Here is a 16,362-nt window from a genome sequence, read left to right on the forward strand (position 1 = left end):
TGTCACGGGGCATGTCACGGGGTGTGTCGCAGGCCGTCTCACAGGCTGTCTCACAGGGCGTGCTCGATCAGGCGCTCGTAGTACGGCAGGTGGTGCTCGTGAAAGGAGCGCAGCCGCTCGTCGTTGTCGACGGTGACGGCGTACTCCCGCTCCGGCGCCCGGAAGGCCGAGCTGGCCATGACGTCCAGGTGCCAGCGCCGGTTCGGCCGCCACTCGGCGCGCTCGCCCGGCTGCCAGTTCAGGGCCTCGGGGACGTAGGGCAGCCCGACCCGCTCGCAGTACGCCGAGACCACACCCGCCGGATCGGCCAGCAGCCGTTCGGCACGGACCACCACCGGGCGCTCGCCGGTGGTCTTCCAGGCGAGCTCGAACAGGTCCCACTGGTGCTCGTAGCCGATCTCGGAGCAGGTCACCTCGGGTTTGACCGCGTGGTGCGAGGCGATGGCGCGCGCCGGGTCGCGGACGATGAAGGTGTGCCGGAAGCCCGCGATCCGCTCCGGATGGTCGAACAGGTGCTGGTAGTGGTACTCCAGGGTGTCCTTGAAGAACACCGGCCGCTCCTCGCCCAGCGCCGTGAGGTGGGCCAGCAGATCGCCGGGGGAGCGGAACACGACCGTGCCCCCGTCCGGGCCGGGCACGGACACCTCGCCGTGGTCGGTGAGCAGCACCAGCGGCTCGTGCACCACGGTCACGTCGCCGCGTTCGGCCATCATGCGCAGGAAGGCGGTGGAGACCGCCCGGGGGTGCGCCCACATGGCTATGACGGTCACATCGACCACTCCGTCGGGCGGCGGTCCCAGCGGTGGCCGCGCAGCTCGTCCAGCATGGGGCGGCCCAGCCGCCGGCCGTCGGAGACGGCCAGGTTGGCGCGGACGTGCTCCGGTCTGCGCATGCCGGGTATGACGGTGCTGACGGCCGGGTGGTGGAGGATGAAGCGCAGCGACAGCTCGGGCAGTGTCATGCCCTCGGGCAGCACCTTCTTCAGCCGCTCGGCCCGTTCGACCGTCGGGCCCAGGTTGTCGGGGCCGAAGTAGACCGCCCGCCAGTCGTCCTCGGGGAAGACGGTGTCGTGGGTGAGTCTTCCGGTGAGACCGCCCTCGTCGAAGGGGACGCGGGCGATGATGCCGATGTCGTCGAGCAGCGCGCGCTCGAACAGCTCGTCCTCGGGGGCCTGGTCGAAGATGTTGTAGATGACCTGGACGACGTCGACCAGGCCGGTGTCGATCGCCCGCAGGCAGTTCTCCGGCTCCCAGCGGTTGACGCTGATGCCGAAGCCCTCGATCACGCCCTCGGCCTTCAGGTCGGAGATCACCCGCTGCCAGCGCTCGTCATCGCTCCACCGGTCCTCCCAGACGTGGAACTGCAGCAGGTCGATGCGGTCGGTGCCGAGGTTCTCCAGGCTGCGGTGGACGTACTCGCGCACATGGCCGGGCGGGAAGACGTCGTCGAGGGTGTCGTCCGGGCGCGGCGGCCACTGCCGGTTCAGCGGCGGGACCTTGGTGGCGACGTACAGCCAGCGGCCGGGGTGCCTGCGCAGCAGGTCGCCCAGCATCCGCTCGCTGACACCGCGGCCGTAGACCCAGGCGGTGTCGAAGAACGTGCAGCCGAGCTCGACCGCCAGGTCCAGGCAGTCCGGCGCCGTGTCGTAGTCCCAGCCGGTGAAGCCCCCGGGGCCGCCTCCGATGCCCCACATGCCGTAGCCGATCTCGCTGACGTCCCAGCCCAGCCGGCCCATGCTTCGGTAGTGCACTGTCGTCCTTTCGGTTCGTTTCTCTCGGAACTCTCGGTGTTCTGGCGTACCCCCGGTGCGCCCGGCCGCCGGGCGCACCGTTCAGGAGGTGAGCGTGGCGCGGTAGGCGGCGACCGCCGCCTCCAGCGGCCCCTGGCGCAGGCCGTGCCGGGCGTCCAGGGCGTCGCACGCCCGCCTGGTGAACAGGCCCGGATTGTCCGACAGCAGGCGCCGGAAGTCCGGCGGACCGCCGGGCGCGGCCGACGGCAGGGCCGTCAGCAGGGCGTGCAGCACGGCCGCGGCCGACTCCCTGTCGCCGTCCGCCGCCTCCCGCAGCATCGCCGCGAACTCCGCCGCCGGCACCGTGCGCAGGGTGCGCGCACCGCCCGGAGCGGTCAGGTCGAGCGCGGTGAAGTCCACGCCGCCGGGGCGGAAGACGTGGTACACGCCGTGGCCGGGCGGCCCGGGCGGCGGCTCGGTCAGCGCGGCGACCAGCCGGGCGGCCGTCTCGTCCACGGGGGTGTAGTCGGAGACCATCGGCACGCCGGGCCGCACGCCCAGCTGGAGGAAGGCCGACAGCAGCAGATGGGTGAGCGCCGCGGGATTGGGCACGCCGTTGTCGGCCGCCGGCATCACCTCGCCCAGTCGGTGCACCACCACCGGGGCGCCCATCCGCCGCGCCGCGAGCACCATGCGCTCGGCCACCCACTTGGACCGGCTGTAGCCGCTGGCGGGCAGGGCCGCGTCGCGGGGGTCGAAGTCCTCGCCCAACGGCTGCGCCGCACCGGCCGCGTGCCGGTCCAGGACGCCGAGGGTGGAGACGTGGTGCAGCGGCTTGGGCCGCCCCGACAGGGCGAAACGCAGCACCTCGGCCGTGCCGGTGACATTGGCCGGGCGGTGGGAGCGGTAGTCCAGCAGGAAGTTGACCAGTCCTCCGATGTGCAGCACGGCGTCGCATCCGGCGGCGAGGGACTCCCACCGCGGGCGCGGCCAGCCGAAGCGGGGCCGCTCCAGATCGCCCCGGCGGGCCTCGACGCGAGCGGCGACGTCCGCGTCCCACAGTCCCTGCGAACGCAGGGTGCGCGCCAGCCGCTCCCGGGCGTGCGCGTCGTCGCGGGCGCGCACCAGACACACCGCGCGCGCCCCGGTGGAGGTCACCAGCCGGTGCACGGTCCGGGCCCCGACGAAGCCGGTGGCCCCGGTGACCAGGACGGTGCGCGGCGGTACGGCCGGGGCCGCTCCCGCCGCCCGGCGGGCCAGGCGGGTCAGGTCCGCCGGGAGCCGGGCGTCGAGCTCCATCGAGCGCTCCTCGTCCCCGGCGGGCGCTCCGGGCCCTCCGACGCCACGCGCGCCGGGCTTGTCCAGGGCCGCCGCCAGCCGCTCGGGCGTGCGGTGCTCGTAGAGATCGGACAGGCTCACACAGGCGCCCACGGCCTCCCGGATGCGCAGCGTCGCGCTCATGGCGGACAGCGAGTCGCCGCCGCGCGCCAGGAAGTCGTCGCCGGTGCGGAAGTCGGGCAGTCCGAGCACCGAGCCCATCACATGCGCGATGTGCTGGGCGGGCGCCTGCGCGCCCGACGGCCCGCGCACGGCCGGTCTCGCCTCGGACTCCAGCTTGTCCTCCACGATCGCGCGCAGCGCGCGCAGATCCACCTTGCCGTTGTCCGTCAGCGGCAGGGCCTGGAGCACGAAGCAGTGGCGCGGCACCTGGATGCGGGGCAGCACGGACGCCAGATGGGAGCGCAGCGCCGCCGGGGTGACGCCCGGCTCGGCCGCCGCCGCGACCACCAGCCGGGTGCGCCCGGCCCGGCGCACCGTCATGGCCTTGGCCTGGACGACACCGCGGCAGCCCTCGGCGGCGGTCTCGATCTCGGCCGGCTCGACGCGTACGCCGTCCACCTTGGCCTGCCGGTCGTGCCGTCCGGCGAAGCGCAGCAGCCCCCGCTCGTCGTACCAGCCCAGATCACCGGTGCGGTACAGCCGCTCGCCGGGGACCGAGGGGAAGGGATTGGGCACGAACGCCCGCTCGGTGCGCTCCGGATCACCCAGGTAGCCCGCCCCCACGCAGGCGCCGCCGACCAGGATCTCGCCGGTGGCGCCCGCGGGCAGGGGCCGCAGCGCGTCGTCGACGACGAGGGCGTGGCAGTTGTCGATGGGCCGCCCGAGGGGTATGTGGTCGCCCTCGTCGCCCCGGACGCGGTGGAAGACCATGCCGATGGCGGTCTCCGAGGGCCCGTACCCGTTGTAGACCTCCAGGCCGGGGACCATCTCCCGCAGCCGGTGGACGGCGCGCGGCACGATCTCCTCGCCGCCGACCACCAGATGCCGCAGGGAGGAGACCCGGCGCACGGCCGCGGGGTCGGCCTCCAGCAGGGCCACCAGCATGCCCAGGATCGCCGGGACGAAGTCGGTGACCGTGACCCGGTGGCGGTCGATGGTCTCCACCGTCCGCTCCAGGTCGAGGAACTCGCCCTGCTCGGGGACGACCGTCCGCCCGCCGGTGATCAGCGGCCACAGCAGCTGCCAGATGGCGGAGTCGAAGGTGTGGCGGCTGTTCTGGAGCACCACCTCCCCTCCGGTGGCGGGGAAGCGGCGGGTCATGAAGCCGAACCGGTTGGCCAGGCCGCCGTGCAGGTTGAGGGCGCATTTGGGGGTGCCGGTCGTGCCGGAGGTGAACACCCCGTAGGCGATGTCGCCGGGGCCGGGCAGGATGCCGGGACGCTCGGCGGTCGGCGTGATCCCGGCCGCGCGCACGACCGTCGCCGGCCGGCCGGCGCACACCGGCGGCCCGGAGGTCAGCACCAGCGGCGCGTCCAGCGTCCGCAGCACCGAGCGCAGCCGCTCCTCCGGCCACACCGGGTCGCACAGCGCGAACGCCGCACCGGTCTTCATCAGCGCCACCATGCACAGGGGGAGTTCGACGCTGTTGCCCACCACCACGGGCACCACCGAGCCGGGGCCCGCACCGGCCGCCGACAACCGCGCGGCGAGCCCGTTGGCGAGCGCGTCGAACTCCGCGTACGTCAGGGTCCTCTCCTCCCGCGTCCCCCGCCAGACCAGGGCGGGGCGGTCGGGGGTCCGGTCGGTCTGTTCCTCGATGAGCGCGGTCACGGGACGGTAGGGGCCGTGGTCGACGCTGCCGCCGGCGGAAAGCCGGAGGTCGTCCGACGTGTCTGTCGACATATCTGTGCACTCCCTGCTGGTGACGGGACGGCGCGCTGAAGGGGAGCCGCGCGGGTCACGGACGGGGGGTCAGGTCCGGGACCAGGGGGGCGAGCGCGGGTGGCGGCCCGTCCCCCACGGCGAGGGCGGCGAGCAGGGCGCCCGCCGCGGGAGCTGTCTGGATTCCGTATCCGCCCAGTCCGGCGAGCCAGTGGAAACCGGGTGTGCCGGGGTCCGGGCCGATGACGGGCACGTCGTCGGCGGGCGAGGTCCGCAGCCCGGCCCAGGCGTGTCTTATGCGCCGCAGGTGGAGGGCGGCCACCGCCTCGAAGCGGTGGACGGCGACGGCCACGTCCAGGTCGTCGGGGCGTACGTCACCGGGCGGGGCCGGGGCCGCGTCCACCGGGGACAGCAGCAGCCCGCCCGACTCCGGCCTGGCGTAGAAGGTGTCCGCCACGTCGCAGACCATCGGCCAGCCGGACGCGTCGAGCCCGGGCGGCAGTTCGGCGACGGCGGCGGTGCGGCGGCGCGGCACCAGCCCGGCCGGCGCCGCGCCCGCCAGCCGGGCCACCTCGTCGGCCCAGGCCCCGGCCGCGTCGACCACGGCCGCGGCGGAGAACTCACCGGCGGGCGTGGCCGCGTACCAGCGGCCGCGTCGCCGCCGCAGGGAGCGGACCCGGGCCCCGGTCACGACGGTCCCGCCCGCCGCGCGCAGACCGCGCAGGAAGCCCTGGTGGACGGCGTCCACGTCGATGTCGCACACCCCCGGCCGGTACAGGGCGCGGCCGAAGGAGTCCGGGCGCAGCACCGGGCACAGCTCCACGGCGCGGGGCCGGCCGATCTCGACGGCCGGTTCGGGAGCCTGCGCCCCCTCGGCCAGCGCCTGTTCGAACAGGCCGGGGCTCCCCGGGGTCTCCAGGGCCAGGACGCCGCGCGGACGCAGCAGGGCGGTGGGGGAGAAGCCCTCGGGAGGATCGGTGTAGAAGGCGCGGCCGGCCGCGGTCAGGGCTCGCACCACCGGGCCGCCGTAGTACTCGGAGAACACCGCGGCGGACCGCCCGGTCGAGTGCGCGCCCGGGACGCGCTCGGCCTCCAGCAGCGTCACCCGGCCGTGCCGGGCCAGGAACCAGCCGGCCGCGGCGCCCGCGATGCCGCCGCCGACCACCAGGAAGTCGTCCACGCCGCTCACCCCTCGTCCGGTCCGGTCGTTTTCCCGGCGTTCCCGGCGCCCTCGGCGTTCCCGGTGTCCGGGAGGTCCGCACCGTCCGAGACGTCCGCGGCGGGCTTTCCCGGCACGGCGAGGGCCGCCGGCAGCAGCGACAGCGCGGTGACCGCGGCCGCCGCGAGGAAGCCCTGGGAGATCCCCGAGGACAGCGCCGCGTCCGTGACCTCCGTCCCCCTGTGCCCGGCGGAGCCGGCCGCCGCCCAGACGACGGCGCCCAGCACGGCCAGCCCCGTCGCGCCACCGATCTGCCGGGCCATGGTGAGCAGGCCCGACGCGGCGCCGGAGTCCTCGTCGGCGACGTCCGCCAGGGCGGCCAGCGTCAGGGGGACGCCGGTGACACCGAGCCCCGCGTAGACCAGCACGGTCGGCACGAGCATCCCGGTGGTGTAACCGCCGGACTCACCGATGCGCGACAGCCACGCCATTCCGGCGGCCGCGGTCAGCAGACCGCAGCAGACCAGCGTACGGGCCCCCAACAGGGCCACCAGACGCGGACCGACCCTGGCCCCGGCGACCAGCAGGCAGGTCAGCGGGAGGTAGACGACCGCGATCCGCAGGGAGCTGTACCCCCACACCCGGCTGAGGAAGAGGGTGAGGAAGAAGAAGACGCCGAACATGGCGGTGCTGGTCAGCGCCAGCACCGCGTAGACGCCGGCCCGCCGCCCGCCGGTGAACAGCCGCGGCGGGACCAGCGGCTGCGCCCCGCGCCGCTCGACCGCCACGAAGACCACCAGCAGCACGGTCGCGGCGCCCAGCGCGGCGAGCACCTCCGGCCGCGTCCGGCCGCCGTGCCCGGAGGAGGCGGAGACCAGCCCGTACACCAGCAGCAGCGCCGCCAGGGTGCCGGTGGCGGCGCCGGAGGCGTCGAACACCCCGTGCCGCCGGGGCGTTTCGGGCAGCACCCGCCGGGTGACGGCCAGGAGCACCACCCCGATCGGCACGTTGACGAGCATCACCCAGCGCCAGGACAGCCAGGCGGTGATCACACCGCCCGCCAGCAGGCCCAGGCCGCCGCCGGCCGTGGCGACGGCCGTGTACCAGCCGATCGCCCGGTCGCGCTCCGGCCCCTGGGGAAACGTCACGGCGATCAGCGACAGCGCGGCGGGCGAGGCCGCGGCGGCGCCCGCGCCCTGCGCCGCGCGGCACACCACCAGCAGCCACGGCTCGGAGGCGAGGCCGCCCAGCAGCGAGGCGCAGGTGAACAGCGCCAGCCCGGCCGCGAACATCCGCCGCCGGCCCAGGATGTCCCCGGCCCGCCCGCCCAGCATCAGCAGACCGCCGAAGGCGATGGAGTACGAGGCGACGACCCACTCCAGGCCCGCCCCGTCCAGCCCCAGGGAGCGCTGGATGCTCGGCAGCGCGACGTTGACGATGGTGGCGTCCAGCAGGAACATCAGCTGCGCCGCGGAGATCACCGCCAGCGCGGCCGACCGCCGTCGAGGGACACGCCCCCGCTCCTGGGCGTCCGCCGCGACCCGGGCCGCCGCCGTCATCGGCGCGCGGCGCGTTCGTACTCGATCTCCAGGCGGCGGCGCAGCGGGTGGCGCAGGATCTTGCCCAGCGAGTTCCTGGGCAGCTCCCACACGAACTGCACCCGGTCCGGCCACAGGGCCCGGGCCACCTTCTCCCCGGCCAGCAGCGCGTGCAGCGACTGGAGGGTGGGCGGCTCATCGCCCGGCACCACCACGGCGCACACCAGTTCCGCGCCGGGCACCTTCGGGTCCGGGTAGCCCACCAGGGCGACCTCCTTCACCAGGGGGTGCCGCACCAGCACGGACTCCACGTAGAGCGTGGAGACCTTCATGCCGTTGGCCCGGGTGATCTGGTCGACGCTGCGGCCGGTGATGCGGATGCCGCCGCGCCCGTCGTCACGGGCCAGGTCGGTGGTGTCGAACCAGCCCTCCTCGTCCAGGCACGCCTGGTAGACCTCACGCTGACCCAGGTACCCCAGGCACTGGGAGGCGCCGCGCACCAGCAGCCGGCCGGTGTCTTCGCCGGGCGCGGTGTCGATGCGTATCTCCATCGACGGCTCGGGGCGCCCGTCGCTGTGCGCCGCCCAGCCCTCCGGGTCGTCCGCGCGGGTCACGGTGACCGCGCCGTTCTCCGTCATGCCCCACAGGGCGCGCACCGGGACGTCGAAGACCTCCCGCATCTCGGCGATTAGCTGGGGCGCGATCGGCGCCGAGCCGGAGACGACCTGCACCACACTGGAGGTGTCGCGCGGCTTCCCGCGCTGCGCCTCCAGCATCGACACCAGGAACGCCGGCGGCACGTACGCCCAGGTGACGCGGTGCCCGGCCAGCAGGTCCAGCAGCAGCTCCATGTCGCGGCCCGCCTCCTGCATCACGCAGGTGGCGCGCAGCAGCAGCGGCATGTAGCAGGCGTAGGTCAGCCCGGCCATGTGGGTGGCGTAGTTGGGGATGGAGATGACGTCGTCCGCGGTGAGCCGGTGCGGTACGGAGACCGCGAGCACGGCGGCGTGAAGGGTGTTCTGGCTGTGCACCACGCCCTTCATCCGGCCGGTGGTGCCGGAGGTGTACAGCAGCAGCGACGGGTCGTCGGGCCCCAGCCGGTCGGCCTCCGCGACGGTGCGGCGCTCCTCCCAGGGCGTGCGGACGAAGAAGTCCTCGAAGTCGACCGCGCCGGTCGCGTCGGCGTCGCCGACGACCACCCGGTGCTTCAGGGAGGCGGGCGCGGCCTCGGCCAGACGGGCGCCGTAGTCTGTCCCGTCGATGCGGTCGGCGGTCACGCAGACCTTCGCCTCGCTGCGGGTGAGCACGTCCGACAGCTCCCGCACGTCGAGCGCGGGGATGACCGGGCAGCCGACGGCGCCGACGCGGTGGCACGCCAGGTACAGGGGAGTGAGCATCCAGCGGTTCGGCAGATAGAGGGCGACCACGTCCCCGCGCCCCACGCCGAGTTCGGCCAGGGCGGCGGCGAAGCGCTCGACCAGGCGCCGGAGCCCGGAGTAGTCGATGGTGCGCGAGTGGTCCCGGCCCTCGTAGGCGATGATCGCGGGGTGCCCGCCCCTGAGGCGCGCCGCCTCGTCGAGGTCGTCGAGGAACGTCTCCTCGCGCCACCAGCCCGCGGCCCGGTACTCGGCGGCCTGTTCGGGTCTCGGCCTGACCAGCGTCTCCCAGTCGCCCACAAGCGGTCCCTCTCGTACTCGAGCACGAATCCGACCGCCGAGCCTAGAGTACGGAACACGGATCGCGGTACCCCCTTCGAATAACATCCTGTTCGGCGGACGTGTAATTCATGTAAACGTGTCGCAAAAGCGACAGGAGTGGGCATGGCGACCCATCGGGGAGCAACGGGCTTTCGCATGGGCAGAGGATTTGGCGCCTTGACAGATGGGAAGTTGCAAGGTCAGGCTGCGCCGTGCGTCCGACACTGTCTGCAGCGCACGAGAGCGCTTCTGGAGGCACCGTGAAGATTGGCCTGCTCGGATGGGACTATTCCGGGATCGACCCCGACGGAACGAGCCTGGTGGAATACGGGCGGGAGCGCGGTCACGACACCTCCTTCTTCACGCTCGAGGAAATCGCGTACCATCCCGGTCCGGAAGGGGTGGAGCTGACTTTGAAGGGGGAGCCGGCCGCTTCCTTCGACGCTGTGATCAATCGCTCGAAGCTCTACGGGGACGACTGGCGCGACCGGGTCGAGCGGCTGGCCATGCTGAGCAACGCCGCAGGTCCGATGCTGTTCGACCCTGTGGACGCATGGCTGACGGGCTACAGTAAGTTCCTCATGGCGCAGAAACTCGCCGCCGCCGGACTGCCCGTCCCACCGGTGCGCTCGGCGGTTTCGCTCGCGGATGTGGAGACCGCCATCGAGGAATGGGGCGACATCATCCTCAAACCCTCCTACGGATACCGGGGGCAGGATGTCGAGCGCATCCATGATTTCGGTTCACAGAAAGAGGTGGCGGAGGATCTGCTGACACGGTTCTCCACCGTCCTCTGCCAGCCCTACTACCCGACAGAGGGCGGTGAATACCGCATCAGTGTGGCAGGGGATACCACGCCGATAAACATGCTCAAGCTCCCTCCGGTCGGCTCCTGGCGCTGTAAGACACTGGAGGGTGCGAGTTTCGAGCGGATCGACGCGCCGGACGAACTGGTCGATCTGTCGGTCCGCGCCACCCGGGCCCTGGGAATGACCCTCTCGGGGCTCGACGTACTTCCGCACGAGGGCGGTTACATGATTCTCGAGGTCAATCCCGTTCCCGGTTTTCTGAGCGTCCTGGGCACGGAACAGCACCGGCAGGTGCTGGCCGGCGTCTACGACTGGGTGGAGCGGAAGGTCCAGGAGGGCCCCTCCGCCTGACGGCGGACCGCCGAACCCCGCTTTGGCCGCCGGCCGGAGCACCGGCCGTACGACACCGAGCACCGGGAGAACCATGCGCTACACGACCTTCGGACGGAACACCGGGCTGCGGGTCTCCGAATTCGCCCTGGGAACCGCCAACTTCGGCGCCGCCTACGGCGAGAACGCCGGCGGCGCCGACCTGATGTGGAGCAGACGGGGCGACGGCGCCGACCGGGAGGAGGCCCGCAGGATCTTCGAGCGCTTCGCCGAGGCCGGCGGCACCCTGATCGACACCGCCGACTGCTACCACTTCGGCCAGGCCGAACGCCTGCTGGGCGAGTTCCTCGCCGCCGACCGCGACCACTTCGTCCTGGCCTCGAAGTACAGCGGCGGAGACTCCCGGAACCCGGGGATCTCCGACACCGGCAACAGCCGCAAGAACATGATCCGCTCGGTCGAGGGCAGCCTGCGCCGCCTGAACACCGACCACATCGACCTGTACTGGGCGCACTTCCCCGACACCCTCACCCCCACCGAGGAGATCCTGGCCGCCGTCGACCACCTGGTACGCAGCGGCAAGATCCTCTACGCCGGGCTGTCGAACTTCCCCGCCTGGCGCACCTCCCGCGCCGTCACCATCGCCGAACTGCGCGGCTGGTCGCCGGTCATCGGAATCCAGGCCGAGTACAACCTGCTCAACCGCACCGCCGAGCGCGAACTGCTGCCCATGGCCGAGGGGCTCGGCCTCGGGGCCGCCCTGTGGTCGCCGCTGGGCGGCGGGCTGCTGAGCGGCAAGTACCGCCGCACCGAGGCCGGCTGGGTCAGTGACGAGAACCGCCGCCACCCCCGGAACAACACCGACCGGATCGCGGCCGTCGTCGACGTCGTACGGGAGGTGGCCGACGAGGCGGGCACCCCGCCCGCCCGGATAGCGCTCGCCTGGCTGCGCGCCCGCGCCGCGCGCTCCACCACCGCGCTCGTCCCCGTCATCGGCCCGCGCAGCACCGCCCAGCTCGAGGACTACCTCGCGGCGCTCGACATCGCGCTCACCGACGAGCAGACGCGCCGCCTGGAGGAGGCGGGAGAGATACCGCTCGGCACACCGCACGAGATCAACGCACTGGTGCGCGGGTCCGTGCTCGGCGGAGACCCGGACCGGGTGGCCGCCCGCGCCGTGCCCGTGGCCTAGGGCGGGTGCTGAAAGCAGCGCCGTCCGCCCCGCGGACGAGGCCTCTGCGACACGCCCCAGTGGCATCGGCTCAGGCACCGGTCCGCCTTCCGGGAAGGGGGGCGGACCGGGTCACCTCTGCCAGGAACGGCGCCCGGTACGGCGCGGTGGAAACCGGGGAGTCGCTGATCAGACGTGCCGCCAGCGGACGCTCCGGGTCCGCGCCGGGACCTGCGTAGGCCAGCACGAGGGCGGGATCGCCCAGGGTGCGCAGGGAGAGCACCAGGTCCGCCTCGTCATGGCCGTCCGGGTCGCCGAACTCCTGGGAGGGGACGGCGGTGAAGCCCATGCCGGTCTTGAAGTGGAACAGGCCCGGCCGGGTGAGATGGCCCAGCAGGTTCGGCTCGTTCCCCAGCGTCACCCGGGCGTAGCCCTTGGACCGCGCGACGCGCATCGCGGAGAAGTACAGGGCGCGGGCCAGGCTGTGCCTGCGCCATTCGGCGCTGACCGCGGAGAAGCGCACCACCGCGGCGTCCCTCTCGGGCAGCTCCAGCACCAGGCAGCCCCCGGCCAGCTCGTCCCCGGCGTACGCGAAGACCCCGCAGAACTTCTCCGGTCCGTGCAGCACCGCGTCCCGGTACCCGAGGGCGAAGGGGACGCCGAAGCGCATCCGTGCCACACGCTCCCGGTAGAGGGCGAGGAACGCCTCCAGGGTCCGCTCCGAGACCGGCTCCTCGACCACCTCGCGCAGCCCGGCCGCCTGGGCCCGGCGGCGGGCGCGCCGTACGTCCTGCCGCGCCTTGGTGTCCAGCCGGGCCAGGAACTCCTCCTCGTCTCGGGCCAGTTCGGCCACCCAGGTGACGGTGGCGGGCTTGCGCAGGAAGCCCCGCCGGGCCAGCTCGTCCCACAACCCGGCGGGCGGGCGCTCCATCCTGACCACGTCCACGTCCATATCCACGCCCACGCCCGCGGTCCGCCCGGCCGCCGCGGTCCAGGGCTCGGCGGCCAGCTCGTGCGGCTCGATCAGGGCGAGCGACAGGCCGTATCTGTCCACGATCTCCATGCACCACTCCCGGGCCGGACGGTTGGCTGCTGCCGGGCGCCGTGCCGGTCCTCCCCGCCGGGGAGGACCGGCACGGCGTGATCTCCCTCTCCGGAGGGCTCAGGCCCGCCGGGTCAGGCGGTCCCCGAAGCACTCCAGCGCGCGGGACCAGCTGTCCGCGTACTCGGTGACCAGCTCCACGAACTCGGCCGCCCGCGCACTGTCGCCGACCAGGCTCGTCATACCGGTCTCGTCGTCGCTGACCTGCTGGGCGTGGACGGTCTCCGCCTTGATGTGGGCGTCGATCCAGGCGAACTGCTCCTTGTCGGTGAAGACCTGCTCGCCGCCGGACAGGACCTTGGCGTACATGCGGCGGAAGCCCACCGCGATGTCCAGGGCGATGGTCTCCACGACCCGCAGCTGCACCGCCGCGCCCAGCGGAGAGGCCGCCAGGCGGTCCATGTTCTCCAGCAGGTCCCTCACGGGCGCGGGGAGCTCGGCGGCGGCCCGCCGCTCCTCCTCGGACACGTGCGGCAGCAGCGGGGCGATGACGGTGTCCTCCCACCACACGTAGTGGATGCCGGCCGGTCCGCGCGGCGCCACCGCCCGGAACTCCGGGGCGGCGTTGTCCAGGTCGTCGCCGATGACCTGGTACACCGTCTGGAAGGCGCCCAGGACCTCGCGCGAGGGGTTCTCGCCGGCGAAGGAGCGGGCCATCACCCCCAGTCCGGCCAGGGTGGTGAACATGAAGCCCTTGGTCATCGCGCGCCACCACTGGGCGATGGCGAGTCCGGCCTGCGGGCTGACGGCCTCGACGCTCCGGGCGGCACCGAAGAAGCCGTTGTCCGCGCGCCGAAGGCGCGCCTTGTCGATCTCCTCCTCGATCCGTTCGTCGAGCGTGTCGCGGTCGGCGGGCGAGAACTCCGGGGCAATGGTCACGATCACTCCAGGGGATCCGACGGGTGGTGTGCGCAGGGGTACGGATGGTGCGCGAAAGGGGGCGTTCGGACACGGACGGAGCAGGGCCCCGCCGCAGGGGCCCGCCGGGAAACGCCGGGCCGGGGGCGGGGACCTGCGGCGGGAGTGGGCCTAGACGCCCAGCCGCTCCTTGACCTCGGCGAAGAACGGCACGTACCGGTAGTCCCGGGCCACCGGGTCGTAGTCGGTGTACCGGTTGGTGAACTCCAGCAGCCGCCCCCGGACGGCCTCCACCGGCTCCCGGTGGATCGCGGCCTCGATGTGCTGGATCTCGCCGAGGAACTCGGCCAGGGCCGTGGGGACCGCCGCGCCGAGCTCGATCACCCCGTCCCTGACGCGGATGCCGCCGTGCTCGCTCAGATAGCCGAAGAGCAACTGGGACGCCACGGCGTCGTAGTTGGGGCGCGGGATGCCCTCCACGGCGTAGCGCAGCAGCCGCTCGGCCAGGATGTACTCGTAGGCGGTGTACGCCTCCTCGCGCGGCAGCGCGCGGTCGCCGAGCAGGGCCAGCATGGCGGAGACGTCCACGCGCAGCTCCTCCAGACCCGCCAGCGGCTTGTACTTCTTGGCCGGGAGGAACTCGGGGATGGGCATGTCGCCCTGCCGGTGGTGGTATTCGTGCAGCCGCACCCACCAGGACGAGGCCTGCCGGATCCGCTCGTCCGGCGCTCCCTGGATGCGCGGGAAGCTGTCCTCGGCCATCACGGCGTCGATCATCTTCCGCGTGATGCGGTTGTGCCGTTCGACGAACTTGTCGATGAAGTAGAAGATCAGGTCGTCCGGCCGCTGAAGGCCGTCTATGTGGTTCTCCGGGAAGAGCGCCACCACCACGCGCGAGGTGAAGCCCTGGGACCGCCCGGTGATGACGACCGGGGCCGTCGGACTGGCGTAGCGCTCGGCCAGGTGGGGATCGGCGGGCAGTTCCTCGTAGGTGAGGTAGTCCAGCGACAGCTTCGGGAAGTAGGAGGCGTCGAAGAGGGAGAAGACGTGGTTGTCGTGGCGGCCGTTGACATGACCCTTGACGGTGTCCAGCCGGTCGCCGGGGGTGAAGGAGCCGATGTCCTCCAGGAAGGCCCGCACCACGGGTCTGCGGGACAGTTCCGGGGATCCCTCGATCCGTTCGGCCAGGATCTTGAGCGTGTCCCTCTCGCGGAACGACGAGCGGTCCGGAAGCTCCCGGCGGATCGCGTCCACTTCCGTGAACACCGCCTCCATCCCGTCGTCCGGGATCTTCCCGCCGCTCTTTGCGCTCCTGCCGCTGTCGTGCCTCACACAGCCTCCCGGGCGCCGGCGATCGGAGCCGGCACGAGTCGCTGATCGAACTCCCGCGGCGGACCGGTGGGGCCCGGCCGGGGGACGGTCCGGCCGACCGGACCGTCGGGTGACGACGCCGGTCGACGCGCGTTGAACCGGGGACGACAGGGCGCCCGCCGATTCCTCTTCCTCGCAGGTGTTCAGGTGTTCGGGTACGTGCTCGGAGGCGGCGCCCGAGCAGGACACGGGGCCGCCGCGGCCGCCGGGGAGCCGGTGGCCACGCAGGAGCGTAGCCACGATCATGTGACCTGACCAGACGTTCGATCACGCGAGTGCGGCCGTTCTTCCGGACGCGGGGTGCCCAGGGCGGGCAACCGTGACATCGGCTCAGGATCCCTGCCGGACAAGGCGGAACGGGACACCCCGGCACCGGGTGAACCGGTCGCCGGGCGGGAAGCAACAGCTGGTGAGCCGTCGAGGAGAGAAGGGGAGGGGAGAGGACGTGGAGGATCCGTCGCACACCGCACGCGCGCTGTGGGCCCTGCTCGAACCGATCCACGCGGTGACCTACTTCGCGCCGGAGGCCCGGGGGGCGTTCGAGGCCGCGGGGCTGCGCGGCTTCTGGCGCGGTTACTTCGCCGGGCGCGCCGCGCCGCTGGGGGAGAGCGGGCCCGGACCGGTCACGGCCGCGTTCTTCGGCTTCGCCCCGGCCATGGTCGCCCGGGCCCTGCCCGGCCTCTGGGCGGCGGTGACGCCCGGGCGGGCCCTCGACGCGCGGCGGACCGGAGCGGGCGCGGCGCTGCGGCGCCTGCTGTCCGGGTACGGCCGCGAGGTGGAGGAGGCGGCCGGTCTCCTGCTGCCCGTGATCCGGGAACTGGACTGCGCCGGGCGGGTGCTGGCCGCGGCCAACCGGGCGCTGCCCGTTCCGCAGGATCCGGTGGAGAGCCTGTGGCACGCGGCGACCGTACTGCGCGAACACCGGGGCGACGGACACGTCGCGGCCCTGGTCGCCGCGGGATTCGACGGCTGCGAGGTCCTCGTCCTGCGGGCGGGCATCGACCTCCCCCGCGGCGAACTCCAGCCCTATCGGGGCTGGAGCGACGACGAGTGGCGGGCCGCGGAACGCCGGCTGGCCGCCCGCGGCCTGCTGGGGCCCGGTGGCAGGGCGACAACCGAGGGGCGGCTGGTCCACCGCGCCGTCGAGGAGGCGACCGACCGTGCCGCCGCACGTCCCTGGCGGGAGCTGGACGAGGCGACGGGGGACCGGCTGCGCCGGCTGCTCGCCCCCGTGGCCCGCGCGAGCGCCGCGGCGCTGCGGTTCCCCAACCCGATGGGGCTGCCGGCGCCGGCTGGGGGGAGGGCGGACGCGTCCGGCCCCGAAGTGCCCGGAAGCGGCCGGAGCGCTTGGGACTCCTAACCGAATGCTCTTCGGAGGCCAGTGCTGTCGCTCGCTGGTGAGTATCCGACGTTGACCAGAAAGCCGCCGAGTACGC

General features: G+C 73.2%; 12 protein-coding genes. 3 read left to right on the forward strand and 9 right to left on the reverse strand.

Going from position 1 to position 16,362, the window contains the following annotated elements:
- Positions 1-50: 50 nt before the first annotated feature.
- The 6 genes from ACW69E_RS21165 to ACW69E_RS21190 form a co-directional block, all read right to left on the reverse strand.
- Positions 51-770 (reverse strand): sulfotransferase-like domain-containing protein, encoded by a 720-nt coding sequence (locus ACW69E_RS21165; RefSeq protein ID WP_457499849.1) that lies wholly within the window; start codon positions 768-770, stop codon positions 51-53.
- Positions 767-1,750, reverse strand: a complete 984-nt coding sequence (locus ACW69E_RS21170) for an aldo/keto reductase (protein WP_457499850.1) — start codon at positions 1,748-1,750, stop codon at positions 767-769. The genes ACW69E_RS21165 and ACW69E_RS21170 overlap by 4 nt, the downstream gene beginning before the upstream one ends.
- 81 nt (positions 1,751-1,831) lie before the next feature.
- Positions 1,832-4,912: a non-ribosomal peptide synthetase gene (locus ACW69E_RS21175; RefSeq protein WP_457499851.1), complete on the reverse strand. Its 3,081-nt coding sequence runs from the start codon at positions 4,910-4,912 to the stop codon at positions 1,832-1,834.
- Between the two features lie 55 nt (positions 4,913-4,967).
- The gene (locus ACW69E_RS21180) at positions 4,968-6,071 is read right to left on the reverse strand and encodes an NAD(P)/FAD-dependent oxidoreductase (protein ID WP_457499852.1); all 1,104 of its coding nucleotides are present in this window, start codon (positions 6,069-6,071) and stop codon (positions 4,968-4,970) included.
- A 5-nt stretch (positions 6,072-6,076) separates the two neighbouring features.
- Positions 6,077-7,609 (reverse strand): MFS transporter, encoded by a 1,533-nt coding sequence (locus tag ACW69E_RS21185; RefSeq protein ID WP_457499853.1) that lies wholly within the window; start codon positions 7,607-7,609, stop codon positions 6,077-6,079.
- On the reverse strand, positions 7,606-9,264 hold the full coding sequence (locus ACW69E_RS21190) for an AMP-binding protein (RefSeq protein ID WP_457499854.1): 1,659 nt from the start codon (positions 9,262-9,264) through the stop codon (positions 7,606-7,608). The genes ACW69E_RS21185 and ACW69E_RS21190 overlap by 4 nt, the downstream gene beginning before the upstream one ends.
- A gap of 281 nt (positions 9,265-9,545) precedes the next feature.
- Here ACW69E_RS21190 and ACW69E_RS21195 point away from each other — a divergent pair, with 281 nt between their 5' ends.
- Together ACW69E_RS21195 and ACW69E_RS21200 are read left to right on the forward strand one after the other, a co-directional pair.
- Positions 9,546-10,445, forward strand: a complete 900-nt coding sequence (locus tag ACW69E_RS21195) for an ATP-grasp domain-containing protein (RefSeq protein WP_457499855.1) — start codon at positions 9,546-9,548, stop codon at positions 10,443-10,445.
- Positions 10,446-10,518: 73 nt separating this feature from the next.
- The gene (locus tag ACW69E_RS21200) at positions 10,519-11,616 is read left to right on the forward strand and encodes an aldo/keto reductase (RefSeq protein WP_457499856.1); all 1,098 of its coding nucleotides are present in this window, start codon (positions 10,519-10,521) and stop codon (positions 11,614-11,616) included.
- A gap of 70 nt (positions 11,617-11,686) precedes the next feature.
- On the opposite strand, the gene ACW69E_RS21205 is transcribed toward ACW69E_RS21200, so the two are convergent.
- From ACW69E_RS21205 to ACW69E_RS21215, 3 genes are all read right to left on the reverse strand, one after another.
- Entirely contained in the window at positions 11,687-12,658 is a 972-nt protein-coding gene (locus ACW69E_RS21205) for a GNAT family N-acetyltransferase (protein ID WP_457499857.1), read from the reverse strand.
- Between the two features lie 99 nt (positions 12,659-12,757).
- The gene (locus tag ACW69E_RS21210; RefSeq protein WP_457499858.1) at positions 12,758-13,576 is read right to left on the reverse strand and encodes a DUF6202 family protein; all 819 of its coding nucleotides are present in this window, start codon (positions 13,574-13,576) and stop codon (positions 12,758-12,760) included.
- 150 nt (positions 13,577-13,726) lie between these two features.
- Positions 13,727-14,887: a DUF6421 family protein gene (locus ACW69E_RS21215; protein ID WP_457499859.1), complete on the reverse strand. Its 1,161-nt coding sequence runs from the start codon at positions 14,885-14,887 to the stop codon at positions 13,727-13,729.
- Between the two features lie 484 nt (positions 14,888-15,371).
- On the opposite strand from ACW69E_RS21215, the gene ACW69E_RS21220 reads away from it, so the two are divergent.
- On the forward strand, positions 15,372-16,286 hold the full coding sequence (locus ACW69E_RS21220) for an SCO6745 family protein (protein ID WP_457499860.1): 915 nt from the start codon (positions 15,372-15,374) through the stop codon (positions 16,284-16,286).
- Positions 16,287-16,362: the final 76 nt, after the last annotated feature.

The organism is Streptomyces sp. SS8 (assembly GCF_054072955.1).

Excerpts from the sequence above, each read along its gene's own strand:
- ACW69E_RS21175 (WP_457499851.1), bottom strand. The coding sequence starts at position 4,912 with ATGTCGACAGACACGTCGGACGACCTCCGGCTTTCCGCCGGCGGCAGC.
- ACW69E_RS21185 (WP_457499853.1), bottom strand. The coding sequence starts at position 7,609 with ATGACGGCGGCGGCCCGGGTCGCGGCGGACGCCCAGGAGCGGGGGCGT.
- ACW69E_RS21200 (WP_457499856.1), top strand. The coding sequence starts at position 10,519 with ATGCGCTACACGACCTTCGGACGGAACACCGGGCTGCGGGTCTCCGAA.
- ACW69E_RS21205 (WP_457499857.1), bottom strand. The coding sequence starts at position 12,658 with ATGGAGATCGTGGACAGATACGGCCTGTCGCTCGCCCTGATCGAGCCG.